This window comes from Fibrobacter sp. UWB10 (assembly GCF_900182935.1).
Taxonomy (GTDB): domain Bacteria; phylum Fibrobacterota; class Fibrobacteria; order Fibrobacterales; family Fibrobacteraceae; genus Fibrobacter; species Fibrobacter succinogenes_O.
Genome location: NZ_FXUE01000001.1, coordinates 104,760 through 120,897, shown reverse-complemented (window position 1 = coordinate 120,897; position 16,138 = coordinate 104,760). Strand labels below are relative to the sequence as shown.

Annotated in this window: 15 protein-coding genes; 2 read left to right on the top strand and 13 right to left on the bottom strand. The window is 50.6% G+C overall.

All coding sequences use genetic code 11. The features are described from left to right. Positions 1 to 16: 16 nt before the first annotated feature. Together QOL41_RS00520 and QOL41_RS00515 are read left to right on the top strand one after the other, a co-directional pair. Positions 17 to 1,054, top strand: coding sequence for a hypothetical protein (locus tag QOL41_RS00520; protein ID WP_283428220.1), 1,038 nt, complete (start codon positions 17 to 19; stop codon positions 1,052 to 1,054). Positions 1,055 to 1,067: 13 nt separating this feature from the next. Then, positions 1,068 to 2,426 carry an FISUMP domain-containing protein gene (locus QOL41_RS00515; RefSeq protein WP_283428219.1) on the top strand — a complete coding sequence of 453 codons (1,359 nt, stop codon included), beginning with the start codon at positions 1,068 to 1,070 and terminating at the stop codon, positions 2,424 to 2,426. 368 nt (positions 2,427 to 2,794) lie between these two features. Here the strand turns inward: QOL41_RS00515 and QOL41_RS00510 are convergent, their stop codons facing one another. The 13 genes from QOL41_RS00510 to QOL41_RS00450 form a co-directional block, all read right to left on the bottom strand. Next, positions 2,795 to 4,231, bottom strand: coding sequence for an NADH-quinone oxidoreductase subunit N (locus QOL41_RS00510; protein WP_283428218.1), 1,437 nt, complete (start codon positions 4,229 to 4,231; stop codon positions 2,795 to 2,797). After that, positions 4,231 to 5,736, bottom strand: coding sequence for a complex I subunit 4 family protein (locus QOL41_RS00505; RefSeq protein ID WP_283428217.1), 1,506 nt, complete (start codon positions 5,734 to 5,736; stop codon positions 4,231 to 4,233). The genes QOL41_RS00510 and QOL41_RS00505 overlap by 1 nt, the downstream gene beginning before the upstream one ends. 14 nt (positions 5,737 to 5,750) lie before the next feature. Then, positions 5,751 to 7,706 (bottom strand): NADH-quinone oxidoreductase subunit L, encoded by a 1,956-nt coding sequence (gene nuoL, locus QOL41_RS00500; protein WP_283428216.1) that lies wholly within the window; start codon positions 7,704 to 7,706, stop codon positions 5,751 to 5,753. Then, the gene (gene nuoK, locus QOL41_RS00495; RefSeq protein ID WP_072798596.1) at positions 7,699 to 8,004 is read right to left on the bottom strand and encodes an NADH-quinone oxidoreductase subunit NuoK; all 306 of its coding nucleotides are present in this window, start codon (positions 8,002 to 8,004) and stop codon (positions 7,699 to 7,701) included. The genes nuoL and nuoK overlap by 8 nt, the downstream gene beginning before the upstream one ends. Next, positions 8,001 to 8,579, bottom strand: coding sequence for an NADH-quinone oxidoreductase subunit J family protein (locus tag QOL41_RS00490; RefSeq protein WP_173654444.1), 579 nt, complete (start codon positions 8,577 to 8,579; stop codon positions 8,001 to 8,003). Before QOL41_RS00490 ends, nuoK begins: the two co-directional genes overlap by 4 nt. Then, on the bottom strand, positions 8,579 to 9,052 hold the full coding sequence (locus tag QOL41_RS00485) for a 4Fe-4S binding protein (RefSeq protein WP_163436910.1): 474 nt from the start codon (positions 9,050 to 9,052) through the stop codon (positions 8,579 to 8,581). Before QOL41_RS00485 ends, QOL41_RS00490 begins: the two co-directional genes overlap by 1 nt. Before the next feature lies 1 nt (position 9,053). Next, positions 9,054 to 10,175, bottom strand: coding sequence for a complex I subunit 1/NuoH family protein (locus QOL41_RS00480; RefSeq protein WP_163436912.1), 1,122 nt, complete (start codon positions 10,173 to 10,175; stop codon positions 9,054 to 9,056). Positions 10,176 to 10,178: 3 nt separating this feature from the next. Then, positions 10,179 to 11,321: an NADH-quinone oxidoreductase subunit D gene (locus tag QOL41_RS00475; protein ID WP_283428215.1), complete on the bottom strand. Its 1,143-nt coding sequence runs from the start codon at positions 11,319 to 11,321 to the stop codon at positions 10,179 to 10,181. Continuing rightward, the gene (gene nuoB, locus QOL41_RS00470; RefSeq protein ID WP_283428214.1) at positions 11,318 to 12,577 is read right to left on the bottom strand and encodes an NADH-quinone oxidoreductase subunit NuoB; all 1,260 of its coding nucleotides are present in this window, start codon (positions 12,575 to 12,577) and stop codon (positions 11,318 to 11,320) included. The genes QOL41_RS00475 and nuoB overlap by 4 nt, the downstream gene beginning before the upstream one ends. A 4-nt stretch (positions 12,578 to 12,581) precedes the next feature. Continuing rightward, positions 12,582 to 12,962: an NADH-quinone oxidoreductase subunit A gene (locus tag QOL41_RS00465; protein ID WP_072978267.1), complete on the bottom strand. Its 381-nt coding sequence runs from the start codon at positions 12,960 to 12,962 to the stop codon at positions 12,582 to 12,584. Between the two features lie 29 nt (positions 12,963 to 12,991). Further along, on the bottom strand, positions 12,992 to 13,585 hold the full coding sequence (locus tag QOL41_RS00460) for a hypothetical protein (protein WP_173654448.1): 594 nt from the start codon (positions 13,583 to 13,585) through the stop codon (positions 12,992 to 12,994). Next, the gene (locus QOL41_RS00455) at positions 13,582 to 15,681 is read right to left on the bottom strand and encodes a RelA/SpoT family protein (RefSeq protein ID WP_283428213.1); all 2,100 of its coding nucleotides are present in this window, start codon (positions 15,679 to 15,681) and stop codon (positions 13,582 to 13,584) included. The genes QOL41_RS00460 and QOL41_RS00455 overlap by 4 nt, the downstream gene beginning before the upstream one ends. A 295-nt stretch (positions 15,682 to 15,976) precedes the next feature. Continuing rightward, positions 15,977 to 16,111 carry a hypothetical protein gene (locus QOL41_RS00450; RefSeq protein ID WP_283428212.1) on the bottom strand — a complete coding sequence of 45 codons (135 nt, stop codon included), beginning with the start codon at positions 16,109 to 16,111 and terminating at the stop codon, positions 15,977 to 15,979. Positions 16,112 to 16,138 lie beyond the last annotated feature (27 nt).

Genomic DNA, 16,138 nt, shown 5'->3' with positions numbered 1-16,138 from the left:
TAAAAAAGGAGAACTTATGAAAAAGTTTCTGTTAAGTGTACTCGTTCTTGCTGTTGCTTTGTTTGCCGCCGAAAAGGTTTACCTTGCTCCGGTGGGTCTTACTGGTATGCATGGGGACTATGCTGTTGCATCGTCCAAACTCATGAAGGCTTATATCGAAGATGATGGCCGCTATATCTTGGTGGTTGGTTCTGCAGAAGATGGCGTTACGGCTGACAATCAGGCTGCCGTTCGTCAGAAAGCTACTGAAAAGGGCTGCTCCAAGTATATTATTGCGGAATTTACCCGCCTTGGTGAAAACGTCATCATGTCGTTCAAGCTTTATAGCGTCGACAAGGACGCCCCGATTTGGGATGACCGCCTCAAGGCCCGTAACCCGGATGACTTCGACCCGATTATCCAGCGCGTTGCCCGCAATATTGGTACTAAGAACAAGGCTGTTGACGATACCGATATTTACAGCGTGACTGAACAGGAAACCAAGACTCCGAAGCGCAAGGGTGTTAATTCCTACATCGGTATGTCTGTGGGTGGTCTGATGGCCTTCCAGCCGGAATTCGATGTTTACGCTGGTCTCGATTTCTACTTGATGTACGATGCTCAGGTAATCTTGTTCGGTATCGACTGGGATATCTATGGCTTGGGTGACGATTCGAAGCTCGGCTACATGGACATTGCAATTTCTGCATACTATCCGTTCGGTACCAAGGCTATTACCCCGTTCTTGGGTGGCGGTCTTGCCTATAGCCATACTGAATATCAGAGTGACATTCCGCTGGAATATCGTAGCACCAACTACAACTACAGCTTCTACGATAACGATGAAGAATTTGAAGATGGTAGCTCGGGCCTTACTGGCTTCATTGGCGGTGGTGTGATGTTCAACCGTTCTAGCCGCGTGATGTTCATTGCACAGGCTAAGTACATGATCAACTTCTATAAGAACGATGTCTTTGATTACGAAAAGATGGATGATGGCCGCGTGCAGATTACTTCCAAGGACCACGCTGTTCAGGGTTTTGTCTTTAACGTAGGCATTGGCTACGGATTCTAGAGAGAGAGGATACATGAAATCTTTAAATAGATTTCTCATAGGTGCTGTTTTAGCACCTTTTTTCTTTTCGGCATGCTCCGAAACAGATGAGAAAGTTGTTAAGAGCTATTCAGATTATGAGCTGAATGGTGTTGTCATCAAGGATGGCTATTATAAGGATGCGCGAAATAATCACGAATACCGGATTATGAAAATTAAGAAGGAAAGTTCGAATTATTACTCGTATTATTCTTCTTATGATTTGCAAGGTTATTATTTGTGGTTTGCCGAAAACTTGGACTACGTGGATTCTACGTTAGAAGATGATTCTTGGTGCTATGAAGACAATAAGGACAACTGTAAAAAATACGGTCGACTTTATAATTGGAAGGCTGCTAGGGAGGCTTGTCCTGAGGGTTGGCAACTGCCGACTCATGATATGTGGCAGGAACTTTATAATGTCGTTGGCGACAGAATAGAACCTGTGGGCACAAAGCTGAAATCGGTTGACCAGTGGCAGAATGCCGAAGGTGTTTTGCAGGGTACAAATCGCCAGGGCTTTTATGGCCTTCCGGCAGGTCGAAAAAATGTAGAGGGCGGCTGGCTCCCGGTGGGTAAGTTTGCTTATTTCTGGTCAAGTACCGAAATTTCTACGGATAAAGATCTTGCTTATGGTTGGCAGCTGACTTATGAAACAGATGTCTTTAACTATGGAAAATACTACAAAGATCACGGAATGTCGGTGCGTTGCGTGAAATTTATGGAGGATAGCGATCTTCATGTTGAAGGTGATTTTGATTCCACCTATCTTGAGGAAATACCTTTCCACTTTGGTGAATTGAAGTATCAGGGCCAAACATATAAGACCATTGAACTATGGGGTAAAACCTATATGGCCGAAAATATGAATTATGAGACAGGAAACAGCTGGTGCTACAATAATAGCGCAGATTCCTGTAAAAAATATGGCCGCTTGTATGACAAGGAAACCGCAGCGAAGGTTTGCCCTGAAGGTTGGCGACTGATGAAAAATGGAATTCTTGATGATGAAGATGATTACCCGGAAGCTTTCGCAGAAGTGGTAAAGTCTATGGGGTCGTCTCGCGCGCTGTTGGGCTATACCGCCGAAGAAACGAAATCCACAGAAGGATGGGCTAAGCAACCCGGAAATAATCTGTCGGGATTCAACTTGAAACCTTCTGGTGGATACGACATTGGCAGTGAATCTTTCTTTGATATTGGCTATACAGCTTATCTATGGCTTGATATGTCGAAAGAATCTCAGGAAACCGGTGATACAGTTGCCGTTGGCTTGCGTTATTCCGAATCATCCTTCTCTGTTGTGGATAACGGTAAGAATTATGCATACGCCGTGCGCTGCATGAAAGAATAACCTAAAACCTTTCACAAAACAGAAACAGGTCCGCCAAGCGGACCTGTTTCTGTTTTGAAAGCTATTGTCACATTTTAATGAATGTAATGAGTCGGGCGGTCTTACCGTAAGCAACAAACGCCTCGTATTGCGATGTATCGCATAATCCGGCGCCTCGACAATAGAAACAAGTAAACTTGTTTCTGCTGCGCTCGGCTTGGGATTATTTAACGAGGCGTGGTTGCGAGAGCGAGGCGAAGTCACATTTTAATGAATGTGATGGAGCCGGGCGGTCTTACCGTGAGCAACAAACGCCTCGTATTAACGAGGCGTGGTTGCGAGAGCGAGGCGAAGTCACATTTTAATGAATGTGATAGAGCCGAGCGGTCTTAAAAAGTAAAGCCGGCGAAGATATTATCACTTAAGAATGGTAACGCCCCCAGCACAATCACGGCGACTGTCAAGAGCCCAATCACACCGCGCTGACGCTTGGTCATGCGGAGCGGATTCAGGTGGTCGTCAGTCTCGTCAATCCAAGCGCTCTTGATCAGCTGCAAGTAGTAATACAGTGCGAGCACGTTGTTGAGGACTGCAAACGCCACGATGCCGTAATGTCCGGTAGAAGCTCCGCTGAAGAACAGGTGGAACTTACCGAAGAAACCTGCAAGCGGCGGGATACCAGCCAAGCTGAACATTGCAACGGCAAGAGCGATTGCAAGCATCGGCTTTTGCTTGGAAAGCCCGCGCAGAGAATTGAACGTTTCTTCGCGGTGATGCCCGATAATGCCGAAGATAAAGAAGGCGAGGTAGTTCGAAACCGCATACACGAACAAGTAGTAAATGATAGCGGTCTTTGCTGTAGCTGCCGGGCCAAGGAGTGCTACCATGATGTAGCCTGCTTGAGCAATCGAGCTGTAAGCCATAAAGCGGCGGAGTCTGAACTGCTTTAAAGCGCCCAGGTTACCGACAAAGAGTGTGGTGCCTGCAAGCAATGCAATGAACGGGGCGACCTGTTCCTGAATCGGAGCGAGCGGGCCGTAAACGAGAACCACGAGGAATGCGATAGCGGTTGCCTTCGAGGTCACCGAGAGAATGGCGGTTACCGGAGTTGGAGCGCCTTCGTAAACATCGGGGGCCCAAGTGTAGAACGGGAACAGCGTGAGCTTAAAGCCAATGCCTGCGAACAGGAACAACACTGCAATCCACAGCAGGGGAGAGGTGCCTGCGGCAACGGCTTGCTGAATCGCTTCAAAGTGAATGGAACCGGCAAAACCATAAAGGTAGCTGAATCCGAACAGTTCGAAGGCGGTTGCGACAGAGCCCATCAGAATGTACTTGGTCGCGGCTTCAGAGCCGTATTGGTCGCGCTTGTTCCAGGCGGCAAGAGCGTACATCGGAATGGTTGCGATTTCGAGGCCCAAGAAGAACGTGAGCATGTCGCAGGCCGAAACCACCGTGAATCCGCCGAAGGTGGCGAATGCGACGGTACCGATGAATTCTGCAATCTGGTGCATGGCGGGTTTGCCGTCACCGCTGTGGTCAAAATAGTCTTTGGCAAGCCAGATACCAAGAATGGCCGAAACCATCAATACTTCGCGCATTAAAACGCCAAAGTCATCAATGTGCCAGTTGGTAATGAAGAACCTGCCGGCGCCGCTAGCAAGCGGAATCAGATTCAGCAGAATGAAAATCAGAATGAATCCGATGTTTCCGATTCTCCAAGGAGCCTTGGAACGGTCTGTACAGAATAGCCTGCTTCCAATCACGATAAACGGGAAAAGCAGAAGCAGTAAATCGGGAATGACAAAATTGGGAATGCTGAACATTATAAACCTATCTTGCTAAAGATGGGGGCAATGCTTTGGTCAAGCATGTCTGCAATCCATCCGGGGAAAACGCCAATCAAAAGTAAACATGCTACAAGGACAACTACCACGAGTTTTTCGCGGAAACATGCGTCGGTAAGAGTGGCGTACTTGGCGGGCATATTGCCGTGCAACATGCGGTTTGCCGTCTGCAGAATGTAAACGGCGGTCGTCGTAATAGACAGGATTGCAAGTACGGTTACGATACGGGTTATCGTAGAATCTTGCTGGAAAGCTCCGATAAAGATATTGCTTTCGGCAATGAATCCGCTAAAGCCTGGCAGGCCAAGGCCTGCAAAGCCTGCAATTACAAATCCAACGCCGAGGAACGGAAGCTTGCGCATAATGCCGCCCATTTCGGTAATGTCGCGGGTATGCGTGCGTTCATAAATCATACCGATAGTTGCGAAGAAAAGTCCCGTCAAGAATCCGTGAGAAATCATCTGGAGGCTCGCTCCGCGAAGACCCACCGGAGTCATGGCCGCAAGACCGAGGAATATTAGGCCCAAGTGGCTAATGGAACTGTAAGCTGTAATGTACTTGAGGTCTTTGTGGCGAAGCGCAATGAAGGGGCCAAGCACCACGTTAAAGATCAAGAGGGCAACTACGTACGGGAGCCAAATCTTGGCGGCTTCCGGCATCAGGAACATGGCAACGCGCAAGCAACCGTAGGCGCCCATCTTCATCATCACGCCGGCGGCAAGCATCGATACCGCTGTCGGAGCGGCCGAGTGACCATCCGGGCTCCAGAAGTGGAACGGGAATAGGGAACTTGAAACGGCAAATCCCATGAACATGAGCGGGAATGCCCACATCTGGTAATCCATCGGGAGCGTAATCTTGGAAAGTTCTACGATGCTCCAGCTGTTGATTCCGCTTTCGAAATAGAGACCGAAAAGCGTTGCCAAAATCATCGAAGAACCGAAGGCAAGCGTCAACGTCAGCTTTTTACCGCCGTAGTCCTTGCGGCCAGAACCGTAGCCTGCAATCATCAAGTACATGCAGAGTGCTTCCATTTCGTAGAACACGAAGAACAGCACCAGGTCCATGCTCATGAACACGCCGTAAACGCTTGTGGCAAGCAACTGGATGAGTGCAAAGAATACCTTTTGATTGCCCTTGATATTCCAGCTTACCAAAATGCCTGCCCAAACGATGACTGCCGTCAAGAACAAGAGGAACATGTTCAAGCCGTCGGCGCCAACAGAATAGTGGGCGTTGAGCGTGTGAATCCAAGGAATGTCCATGTAGTAATGCAACAGGAGCGGGGCAGAATCTGCACTTGCAGAATCAATGCCGAGCGTGTAGAGTCGGTAAGTCAGATAACCGACTAACAGCAATACCAGGGTGCCCGAGAATGCATGAATTGTCTTGAGGAGCGATTCCTTTTGTGAGGGAATCGGAGCGCAGACAAGCACTGTAAACAGCGGGATGATCCAGATTAAGTTAAAAAGCAAAGAATCCATATTCAAACCTTACCTTACAGCGGGAGCTGCCCCAAAAAACGCCACAGAATAACGCCGACAATCAGGGTGCCCAGGTAGAAACTCAAATTGCCACCCTGCGCGTAACGCACGAGGTCGCCCAACTTGTGGATAAACCAGACGCAGAATGCGAGGATGCCTTCGATAATGTAGTCTTGAATAAAGCGTGCCACGCGAGCGATACCGCCAATCACGAACTGGCGAACCACGGCGTAGTACATTTCGTCGAAGTAGAACTTGTGGTAAACGACTTTGTAAATCGAACTGCGGTTCGATTCGTCGAGGGCGCGTTCGATTTTTGCCTTCGGGCTTGCATAGAAGAACCAGGCAATCAACAGCGCGACGGCAGCGACCGCCACGGCCACATACGGAATCCATTCGGCGTGGGGGAGCATCACGAGCTGCGGCACGCGAAGCCTACCCGGCACAAAGTACTGTTCGAAGAGACCCTTGCCCAAGAGACCGCTCAGCAGGGCGGGTACGGCAAGAATCACAATCGGAAGCGTCATGAAGAAGTCTTCGTGCACATGGCCTTCGGCAACAGATTTGCAGCGCGGAGTGCCATGGAAGGCGAGGAAGAACAGACGGAACATGTAGAAGGTGGTAAGGCCGCTCGTGAGAATAGCTAAACCGAATACCACGTAATGATGGCCCTGGAAGGCGGCCAAGATGATTTCGTCCTTCGAGAAGAATCCGGAGAACGGCGGAATGCCTGCGATAGCGAGTACGCAAATGAGGCTGCTCCAATAGGTCAGCGGCATTTTCTTGCGAAGTCCGCCCATGGCGTCCAAATCATTCGTATGCACTTGGTGAATCAAGCTACCTGCAATCAAGAACAGGGCACACTTGAAGAAGGCGTGCGTAAAGATGTGGAAGGTAGAAGCGGTCCAGCCGGTGGTAATGACGGCGTCGCCGATTTTGCAAGCGCCAAGCGCAAACATCATGTAGCCGAGCTGCGAAAGCGTCGAGTAGGCGAGAATGCGCTTGATGTCTTTCTGCGTGCAGGCGATAACCGCGGCAAAAATCATCGTGAAGGCGCCCACCCACATAATCAGCGTGAGTGAATTGCCACAGACAGCGAAGAACGGGAAGAGTCTTGCAACCAGGTAAACACCTGCGACCACCATGGTGGCGCTGTGAATGATTGAAGACACCGGAGTCGGACCTTCCATGGCGTTCGGAAGCCAGATATGCATCGGGAACATGGCCGACTTGCCCCAGCCACCTGTGAAAATCAAGATGGAGCCAAGAATGAGGGCGTCTGCCTTGCTCACGACAGTGAGGCCGAGGTCTATCGTTTGATTGGTGAAAGAGCTGAGTGTCAGACCGTTAAGGGCAAAGAAGTCGAAGCTCTGCACCACATAGCTCACAATCACAATGCCAAGCAAGAAGAAGCTGTCGGCAAAGCGGGTGAGAATGAAGGCCTGCTTAGATGCGCTCACGGCCGAGGGCTTGTGATACCAGAAACCAATCAGCAAGTAGCTAGATACACCCACGAGTTCCCAGAAAATGAACATCTGGAAAAGGTTGGTGGCGGCAACGAGGCCGAGCATGCTAAAGCTGAACAGCGAAAGAATCGAGAAGAATCGGCCGGCACTGCGGTCGCCCTTCATGTAGCCAATGCTGTAGATGTTCACGAGGAACGAAATCACCGTGACGACCACAAGCATCATGACCGAAAGCGGGTCAATCAAAAGTCCGATGTTTGCGGCAAAGTGTTCTGCAAACTTAAGGAACGGAAAATTGAACAGGACCGCTTTTTGCGGGGCAAAAGTTGAACTGAAGTAGTGGACTGCCACAATCAGGGCAGCGCACATGGCAATACCGTTACCGATAACGGCAAAAGTGGCGGCAGCCTTGTCCGATTTGCGACCTAGGAAAAGTCCGTTAATCGCAAATACCAAAAGCGGCATCAAGAAGATTAAATAGCTGATGGAAACGTCGTTAATCATGGAGGTCCCTCAACTGTTCTACGTCCAAGCTCTTATAGCGGCGGTACATCGACACGATAATGGCAAGTGCAATTGCCATTTCGCAGGCGGTCACGGCAATCACGAAGATGCTGAACAAGGCGCCTGCGGTCGAGTCCTTTGCGCTAAAGTAGGCAAACGAAATAAAGTTAATGTTCGCTGCATTCAGCATGAGTTCAATCGAAATCAGCATGCCAATCAAGTGACGGCGGCGCATTAAGCCCCAAACGCCAATGCCAAACAGCAAGAATGCAAGAATAAGGCAATTCATTAAAGTCATTCTTCGTCCTCCTTGCCTTTGCGGGCAATCGTGATGGCGCAAATCAGAGTCATCAAGAGAAGGATACTCACGACTTCGAACGGAATCACGAATCCGTCTTCGCCGTAGCCGAGCAATCTAAAGGCGAAAGCCTTGAGCGAGGCGTAGCCTTCGGGGGCAGCGACTGCTCCGCTCGAAAGTCCTTCGATGGGCAACAGGCACTTGACCATCACGAGTACAAAGATAATCGATAGTGCGAATGCAGCAAAGATTCTCGGAATTTTGACCGAGAAGGCATCTTCGCCGAGGCGGCTTGTCAAGAGAATCGTGAACACCACGAAAATCACGACGCCGCCCACATAGACCATCACCTGGGCGAGTGCGGTAAATTCCGCATGCAAAAGCAGGTAAAGAATCGCGGTTGCGACGAAGCTGAAAATCAGGAATACGGCGCTCTGCAGAATGTTCTTGACTGCAACCGTACAAACAGCCGTTACAAGGATAATGAAGGCGACCGCGTAGAACGCGAGGTCCATACCCCCGAGCGGGAAAGCGATATTCTGTGGGATAAGCCCAGCCAACAGATTCTGGATCATTAGCCTTGGCCCTCCTTCTTGTTGAGAATCATTTCGAGCGTGTTCGGGTCGGTGGTGGCGACTTCGAACGCCTGGCTCATGCGAATAGCGCCAAACGGGCAGGCTTCTACGCAAAGCCCGCACTGGGTGCAACTCGCAAAGTGGTAAACGTAACGACCGAGCACTTTCTTGCCTGCGATATTCTTGGTCGAAAGTACGTTGATCGAGGCGTTCGGGCAGGCGCGTTCGCACATGCCGCAAGCGGTGCAATGGTTATTGCCATCGGCGTCTTCGATCATTTCGAGGCGGCCGCGGTAACGTTCGTGCATCTTGAGCGTCTTCCTGTTTTCAGGATACTGCTCGGTCACGATGCGTCTGGGGTCAAAGAAATACTTAAGCGAAACGGACAGACCGCAAATCAGACTCCAGGGGCCCGTAATGCAGCGCTTCAGGTAGCGCTTGATGTATCGGCGTGTTGAAAGTTTTTCTTGCATATTACCCTACAAAAATCATCCACACGGCGCCGGCGGCAAGGAGTACCAAGTTCACCGGCAAAAGGAATTTCCATTCAAAGTCCATGAGCTGGTCCACACGCGGGCGGACAAATGTCCAGCGCACCATCATGTAGCACCAAATCATAAAGTAAATCTTCGCGAAGAGCCACACGACTCCGGGTACCATCTGCAGAACGCCATCGATAGCGGCAACGCCAATGCAGGGTGCATGGAATCCACCCAAGAAACAGGTGGCGGCAAGTGCCGAGTTCGTGACCAAGGCGATATATTCGGCCAGGTAGAACATGGCAAACGGGGTGCCGTTGTATTCCGTGTGGTAACCACCAGTCAGTTCCTGTTCTGCTTCGGCAATGTCGAAGGGAGCGCGGTTCATTTCAGCGGTACTAGAAATAAAGAAGAGAATGAAGGCGATAAAGCCGAGCACCGGAATCTTGAAGATAAACCAGTCAAGAACCGTGCCGTCCTGAGCCTGGGCAATGTCCATCAGGCTTGTAGAACCCGAAATCATTACGACGAACAAAAGAATCATCGCAAAAGAGATTTCGTAGCTGATCATCTGGGCGCCGCTACGGAGAGCACCGAGCAAGGAATACTTGTTGTTGCTGCTCCAGCCGCCAAGCAAAATTCCCAGCACGCCAAAGCCGTTTACCGCGATAATCATCGGAATGCCCATATCGATGTCGGCGACAATCAGGTTGTGGTCGAACGGAATCAGGGCTGCGATAATGAACGGGGCAATCAGCACAATCAGCGGTGCTACATAGAACATCAGCTTGTCGGCGCCGCTCGGGGAATAGACTTCCTTGAAGAGCATCTTGATCACATCGGCGATGGTCTGCAGAGTACCATGCCAACCGAGACGCATGGGGCCCAAGCGGCATTGCACGTGGGCGCAAACCTTGCGTTCCATGTAAATCAGAATCGGGGCAGAACCGATATTCACAGCGCAGACTGCGATAATGCAGAGGAGCGCGTTAATCAAGAAGGCGGCAATACTATCGAGCGTCTGGGACTGCAGCTGTTCGGGCAAGTAAGCCGAAAGCTTCGGAACCCATTCGCGAATAAAGTCGCCTACAGGATGTGTAATAGAAGGTACAAACATATATTACCTGTCAATTTCGGGAATCACCGGGTCAAGCGTTGCCATAATGGTCACAAGGTCCGAAATCTTGTGGCCCTGCGCCATCTTGTTGAGGGCGGCAATGTGCGGGAAGCTCGGCCCACGCGTGTGAATACGGTAAGGCTTTTCGCCGGTTGTGGCGGCCACCACGTAAGTGGCATACAGACCCTTTGCGGTTTCAATCTCGCTATAGTAGCGACCGACCGGAAGGCGCACCGGCTTTTCCTTGGAGCGCCAGGGGCCTTCTTTCGGGAACTTTTCAATGCACTGGTACAGAATGCGCATAGATTCGTGAATTTCAGCGATACGCACCGTGTAGCGGTCGTAGCAGTCGCCGGTGTAGGTCACGGGCACGTCAAACTGCAGTTGGTCGTAAATGCTATAGGGGTTCGCCTTGCGCACATCGAAGTCGACGCCGCTGGCACGAAGTACCGGGCCGGAACATCCGTAAGCGATGGCGTCTTCGGCAGAAAGAATGCCGATGCCCTTGCTGCGTTCAAGCACGATGATGTTCTTCGAAAGGAATCTTTCGTAGTCCTTCATCGCACCTTCGAGGTGCTTGAGGAATGCTTTCACGCGGTCGATAAAGTTTTCGGGAACATCAAAGCGGCTGCCACCCGGTCTAAAGAAGTTGGTGGTCAGGCGCGATCCGGTGACTTCTTCCAGAATGTCGTGGATCATTTCGCGTTCCTTGAAGCCGAACAGCAAGCAGGTCTGGCCGCCCAAATCGCCGCCGAAGCAGCCGAAGAACACCAGGTGGCTAGCGATACGTCCGAGTTCCGAAAGCATCACGCGAATGTATTCGCCTTTTTCGGGCACGCCAATGTTCATGCCCTTTTCAAGAGCGATGACAACACCCAGGTTGTTCTGGATGGCGGTCAAATAGTCCTGACGGTCAGACATGGCGATGTACTGCAGGTAGCTCATGGATTCGGCCTGCTTTTCCATGCCGCGGTGGATGTAGCCAAAGTGCGGCACGATTTCCACAATGTTTTCGCCGTCCATACGCAGGGCGAGGCGCAATGCACCGTGTGTACTCGGGTGCTGCGGGCCCATGTTAATGAAAAATTCTTCGGTATTGGTATCGCGGGTAATCTTGAATCCCGGCGGGAGTCTTGTCATACTCATACGGGCCTCTTGATCATTTGCGGGTGGGTAAAGTCTTTACGCAAGGGGTAGCCTACAAAGTCCTTGTCCAAGAAAATGCGGCGCAGGTCGGGGTGACCTTCAAAGTTGATGCCGAACATGTCATAAACTTCGCGTTCCTTGACTTCGGCGCCCGGGTACAGGTGGCTAATTGTCGGAACGGATCCGAGCAGCGCTGTCGGGCGATCTTCTTCGGGAATGTTGAAGTTCTTCTTGATTTGCACGCAGAAGAATACCTTGTGGCCCTTTTCGAGGCTGCGCAACTGCGTTACCATGTCAAAGTGGTCATCGTAGTCGATTGCCGTAACGTCAATCAGGTAATTCATTTTGAATTCGGGATCGTTTTTCACGTATTCGACAGCGGGCAAGTAGTCTTCCACATCGATCATCACTTCGAGCGGACGGTCGGCGGGCATGGCGGCCACAACGTCTTCAATCGGGTCTTCACTGTGCGTGTGCACGGTGATGTTTGGGAACTTCGCCTTGAGCTTCTTGTAAATGTCAAGTTGGCTTAAACCAAAGCGCTTGCAGGCGACTCGTTCCACTTCGGGGAAGTCTTCCTTTTTCACGCGCACGGGCTTGAAGCTGCTCTTGTAATCCGGATTTTCTTCCTTGAACTTGGCGCGGGCTTCGGCCATTTCCTCATCCTTGATGCGTTCGAGGGCGGCCCATGCCTTGGCGGCTTCACGGTAGCGGTCCATAGTCGACACGTTACGCACGTCGCCTTCGTGCCAAGGTTCGCGGCAGGTTTCCTTCAAAATCTTTTCGCGCAGAGTCAAAAGTCCGTGGAACAAGGCTTCGGGGCGAGGCGGGCAACCAGGGACGAATACGTCGACCGGAATCAGGTTCTGCGCCCCGCGCACCACAGCGTAGTTATCATAAATGAACGGGCCACCGCTGATGGTGCAAGCGCCCATGGCAAGCACGTACTTGGGGCCGGGCATTTGTTCCCAGAGCATCTGGAGAGCGGGCGCCATACGGCGGGTAATGGTTCCTGCGATAATGAAAAGGTCCGCCTGGCGGGGCGAAGCGCGGAACACTTCGGAGCCAAAGCGGGCGATATCGTAGCGGGCCATAGAGCTACTCATCATTTCGATGGCGCAGCAACTTGTGCCGTAGGTGAGGGGCCAAATCGAGTTTGCTCGGGCCCAGTTTACAACGTAGTCTATCGCGTTGACGACATACTTGCCGCCCGGGATAGGATCTAAAATCTTAGGAGCTAGGTTGATAATTCCCATAGGGTTATTCCCACTTAAGGATTCCTTTCTTCCATGCGTAGGCAAGGCCCGAAACGAGGATTGCCATGAAAATCACAAGGTCAATGACAACGACTTGAGGGGGCAGCGGAGTGTTGCCAGCCATAATTTCCTTGAAGTTCGCCATGACGGGGAACAGGAAAAGGGCTTCGATGTCAAACACCAGGAACAGAAGCGCAAACAGGTAGTAACCTACCTTGAACTGGATTCGCGCATTTCCGATGGTTTCCATACCGCATTCGTATGGCGCCATCTTGTTCTTGGTATTCTTGGTGCGGTAACCGAGCAGTAACCCCGTAACGGTAGCTGCTGCCGCGATAAACGCGCCCAGGAAAAGGAAGATTGAAAGGATGATGTACTCTGACATTTTTGTGTCTCTTGTCTTTCGTCTCTCGTTTAGTAAAAGTTCTGTAGCTCCTGAACCGTACCAAACAGCGTGTTTCCTATCTGGAATCGGTCTAGCACGTGTTTGAGCAAATCCTTGAATTCGTCAAGCGTGGCTGCGTTCATTTCGTTCAGTTTTTCTTGAATGGCGTTCACGTAACCTGATGCCACCGGTTTGGTTTTTAGGTCTTGCATTTCGCCGGCCCAGCGTTGTAGCATTTGGTCGGTGTCGATTCGGGCAATCACGTAGCGTGTGGTAGATAGTAGCTCTTGCAAAAAGTGAACCAAGAAGATTTCTTCTTGCAATATACCCCAACGCTTGTCCTTGGAATACATGGCCTTGTTTTCGGCCTTGCCGTAAAAGATGGCGGCTTGCGCGTATTCCAGGCAGGTCATGATTAGCCTTTCGTAGCGTTTGATTTCTTTGCTCAGGTTCTGGAACCAGATGGTGTCGGCAACTGGATTCTTTTCGCTCCGCTCAGCGACTTCATTCGGAAAAATGGCTCTGAACGCGTAGTAGACTTCTTCGTAGTAGCGGTTACGCATACGACAGTTGAAGGCGCGGTTCTTGAGCGTGTAGTCGCTATGGTGGAGCTTTGAAATCATGATTTTACCACCTGTTTTACGCCAGAAATACTCTTGATAGCGTTAATGATTGTATCGACTTGTTCCTTGCGGAAAGCCTTGAACACCAGCCGGATTCTGCCCGAGTAATGTTGGCTTGCTGCCGTAATGCGGTCAAGGAAAACATTGGCGCGCTTGAGTTCCTGCAACACGTCGAACGTAATGTTCTTGCGGTTCTCGGTGTCAATCGTGAGGTGCGTCTCGAACGAATGCTTAATGTCTTCGCTCCATTCCACTGCAATGCGCTGTTCCATCGGCAGGTTCTTGAGCTGCGGACAGTCCGTATTGTGGACTTCGATACCGATTTTCGGACGCAAGACTCCCACCACCGGATCGCCGGGAATCGGGCTACAGCACTTGGCAAAGTGAACCACCAAACTGGTTTCTTGCCCGATTTGCAGAGGCATTTCGTCTTTGCGTTCGGCCTTCACGTCTTTGTTGAACATCGGGAAGAACCGGAGTGCGGTCGATTCCTTTTGCGTGGTTTCGCCACCGTTCAAAAAGCGCTGGATATCTGCGAGCGGAAGTTCGCCCTGGCCAATGCGTTCGTAAAAGTCGTCGATGGTCGGTGTGCCAAAGTACTTGCAAATGCTTTCTTCGGAAGGACGCTTGTCCTTTTCGATTTTTTGCAGTCTAAGTTCGCGGACCCAAATTTCTTTACCCAGGTCCAGGGCCTGCTTCATGATGCTGTTTTTCATCCAGCGGCGCAGTTCCTGTTTGGCCTTCACGGTCTTGACCATTTCAAGCCATTCGGGGCTGGGTTCCTGGTTCGGGCTCTTGAGCACCTGAATGGTGGCTCCGTGTTCCACAACCGTATCAAGGTTCACCACTTCGTCGTTAATCTTCGCGCCAATGCAGTGCAGGCCAAGTTCGGTATGAACGGCAAACGCAAAGTCCAAAACAATGGACCCCTGCGGCAGTTCAATCGAAGTGCCCTTGGGGGTAAACACGGTCATGCCGGCGGGTTTCAGGTCCACCTTCAAGAAGTCGAGGTATTCCTTGGAGTCCGAAATTTCGGACTGCAACTTCACCATGTGGTTCAGCCAGGCCAGTTCTTCGCCTTCGTGCTGGGTTTCAAGCTTGTAGGCCCAGTGGGCGGCGAATCCCTTTTCGGCGGTCAGGTCCATATCCTTGGTTCGAATCTGGACTTCGACCATCTTGTTTTCAGGACCAATCACGGTGGTGTGAATGCTCTGGTAAAGGTTCGGCTTCGGGGTCGCGATGTAGTCTTTAAAGCGACTCTGCAGGGGCGTCCACAGGTTGTGGACGTAGCCCAAAGCCAGGTAGCATTCGGGAATGGTTTCTACAATGATGCGGATGGCGAAAATGTCGAAGATGTCTTCGAACTGGCAGCCACGGCTAATCATCTTGTTGTAGATGCTGTAAATGTTCTTGGTGCGCCCCTGGATGGTGCAGTCGAAATCTTCGAGTGCCATCTTGATTTGCAGAGGGCCAATCACCGACTGGATATACTTTTCGCGGGATTCTTTGTTCTCGATGAGCAGGTCCACCAGCTTCTGGTATTCGTCGGGATTTACGTACTTGAAACTTAAATCTTCGAGTTCGTTCTTGAGCTTGTAAAGACCGAACCTGTGCGTGAGCGGAATGTAAATGTCGAGTGTTTCTTGTGCGATTGCCTGGCGCTTTTCGGGCTTCATGTATCGCATGGTACGCATGTTGTGAATGCGGTCTGCGATTTTGATCATGATGACCCGAGGGTCTTTCGCCATGGCGACAATTAACTTTCGGTACGTTTCCGCTTTTTGGGCGGTCTTGCTCGATTCTTGAGCGGCTGTAATCTTGGTGACGGCATCTACCATGAAGGCGGTGTCATCGCCAAATTTTTCGGCAATTTCTTCGAGTGAGTGGTCGGTATCTTCGACCACATCGTGCAACAACCCGGCCAAGACCGTCGACTGGTCTTGCTTTAGGTCTGCAAGGATCTTTGCAACCTCGTAGGGGTGTTCTGTGTAAGGCATTCCGCTCTTGCGGTATTGCCCCTCGTGAGCCTCTGCAATAAAAGCTACAGCCTTTTCAAGAATCTCTCGGTCAAGCTTGGGATTCTTCTTTAAAAGCACATCTACAATGTGCGTTTGATTCGATGTGAGGCTCGCTTGTAACATCGGTATAAATAATATCTAAAAATTCACACTTTGATTCGTTGTTTTTCGCGAAATAAGCGAAAAATAAGGGTTTTTAAGTATTTCACTGTTGTTTTTATGTACAACACTTTGTTTTGTGAATCCGTTGAATTTTGAGGTTAAAAACCTATCTTACAGCCAAGCTAATTACAAGGCTAGGTAATGGTTTGGAAAAAGCCGCACCCATAGGGTGCGGCTCTTGCTTTTTTCAGGTGATTGAAATCTTTTTTGCCTATGCGCCGGCGTCTTCCAAACGCTTTACATGACAGTAGGCGAGTTCCTTGGTCTTTTGTACTTTCGCTTCGCTCAAGTACCAAAAGTGTGCAAGGTTATGACGCAGCTGAATACTTGTATTCAGATATGGCATAACCGCAGCCACGAACGCCAACGGCGT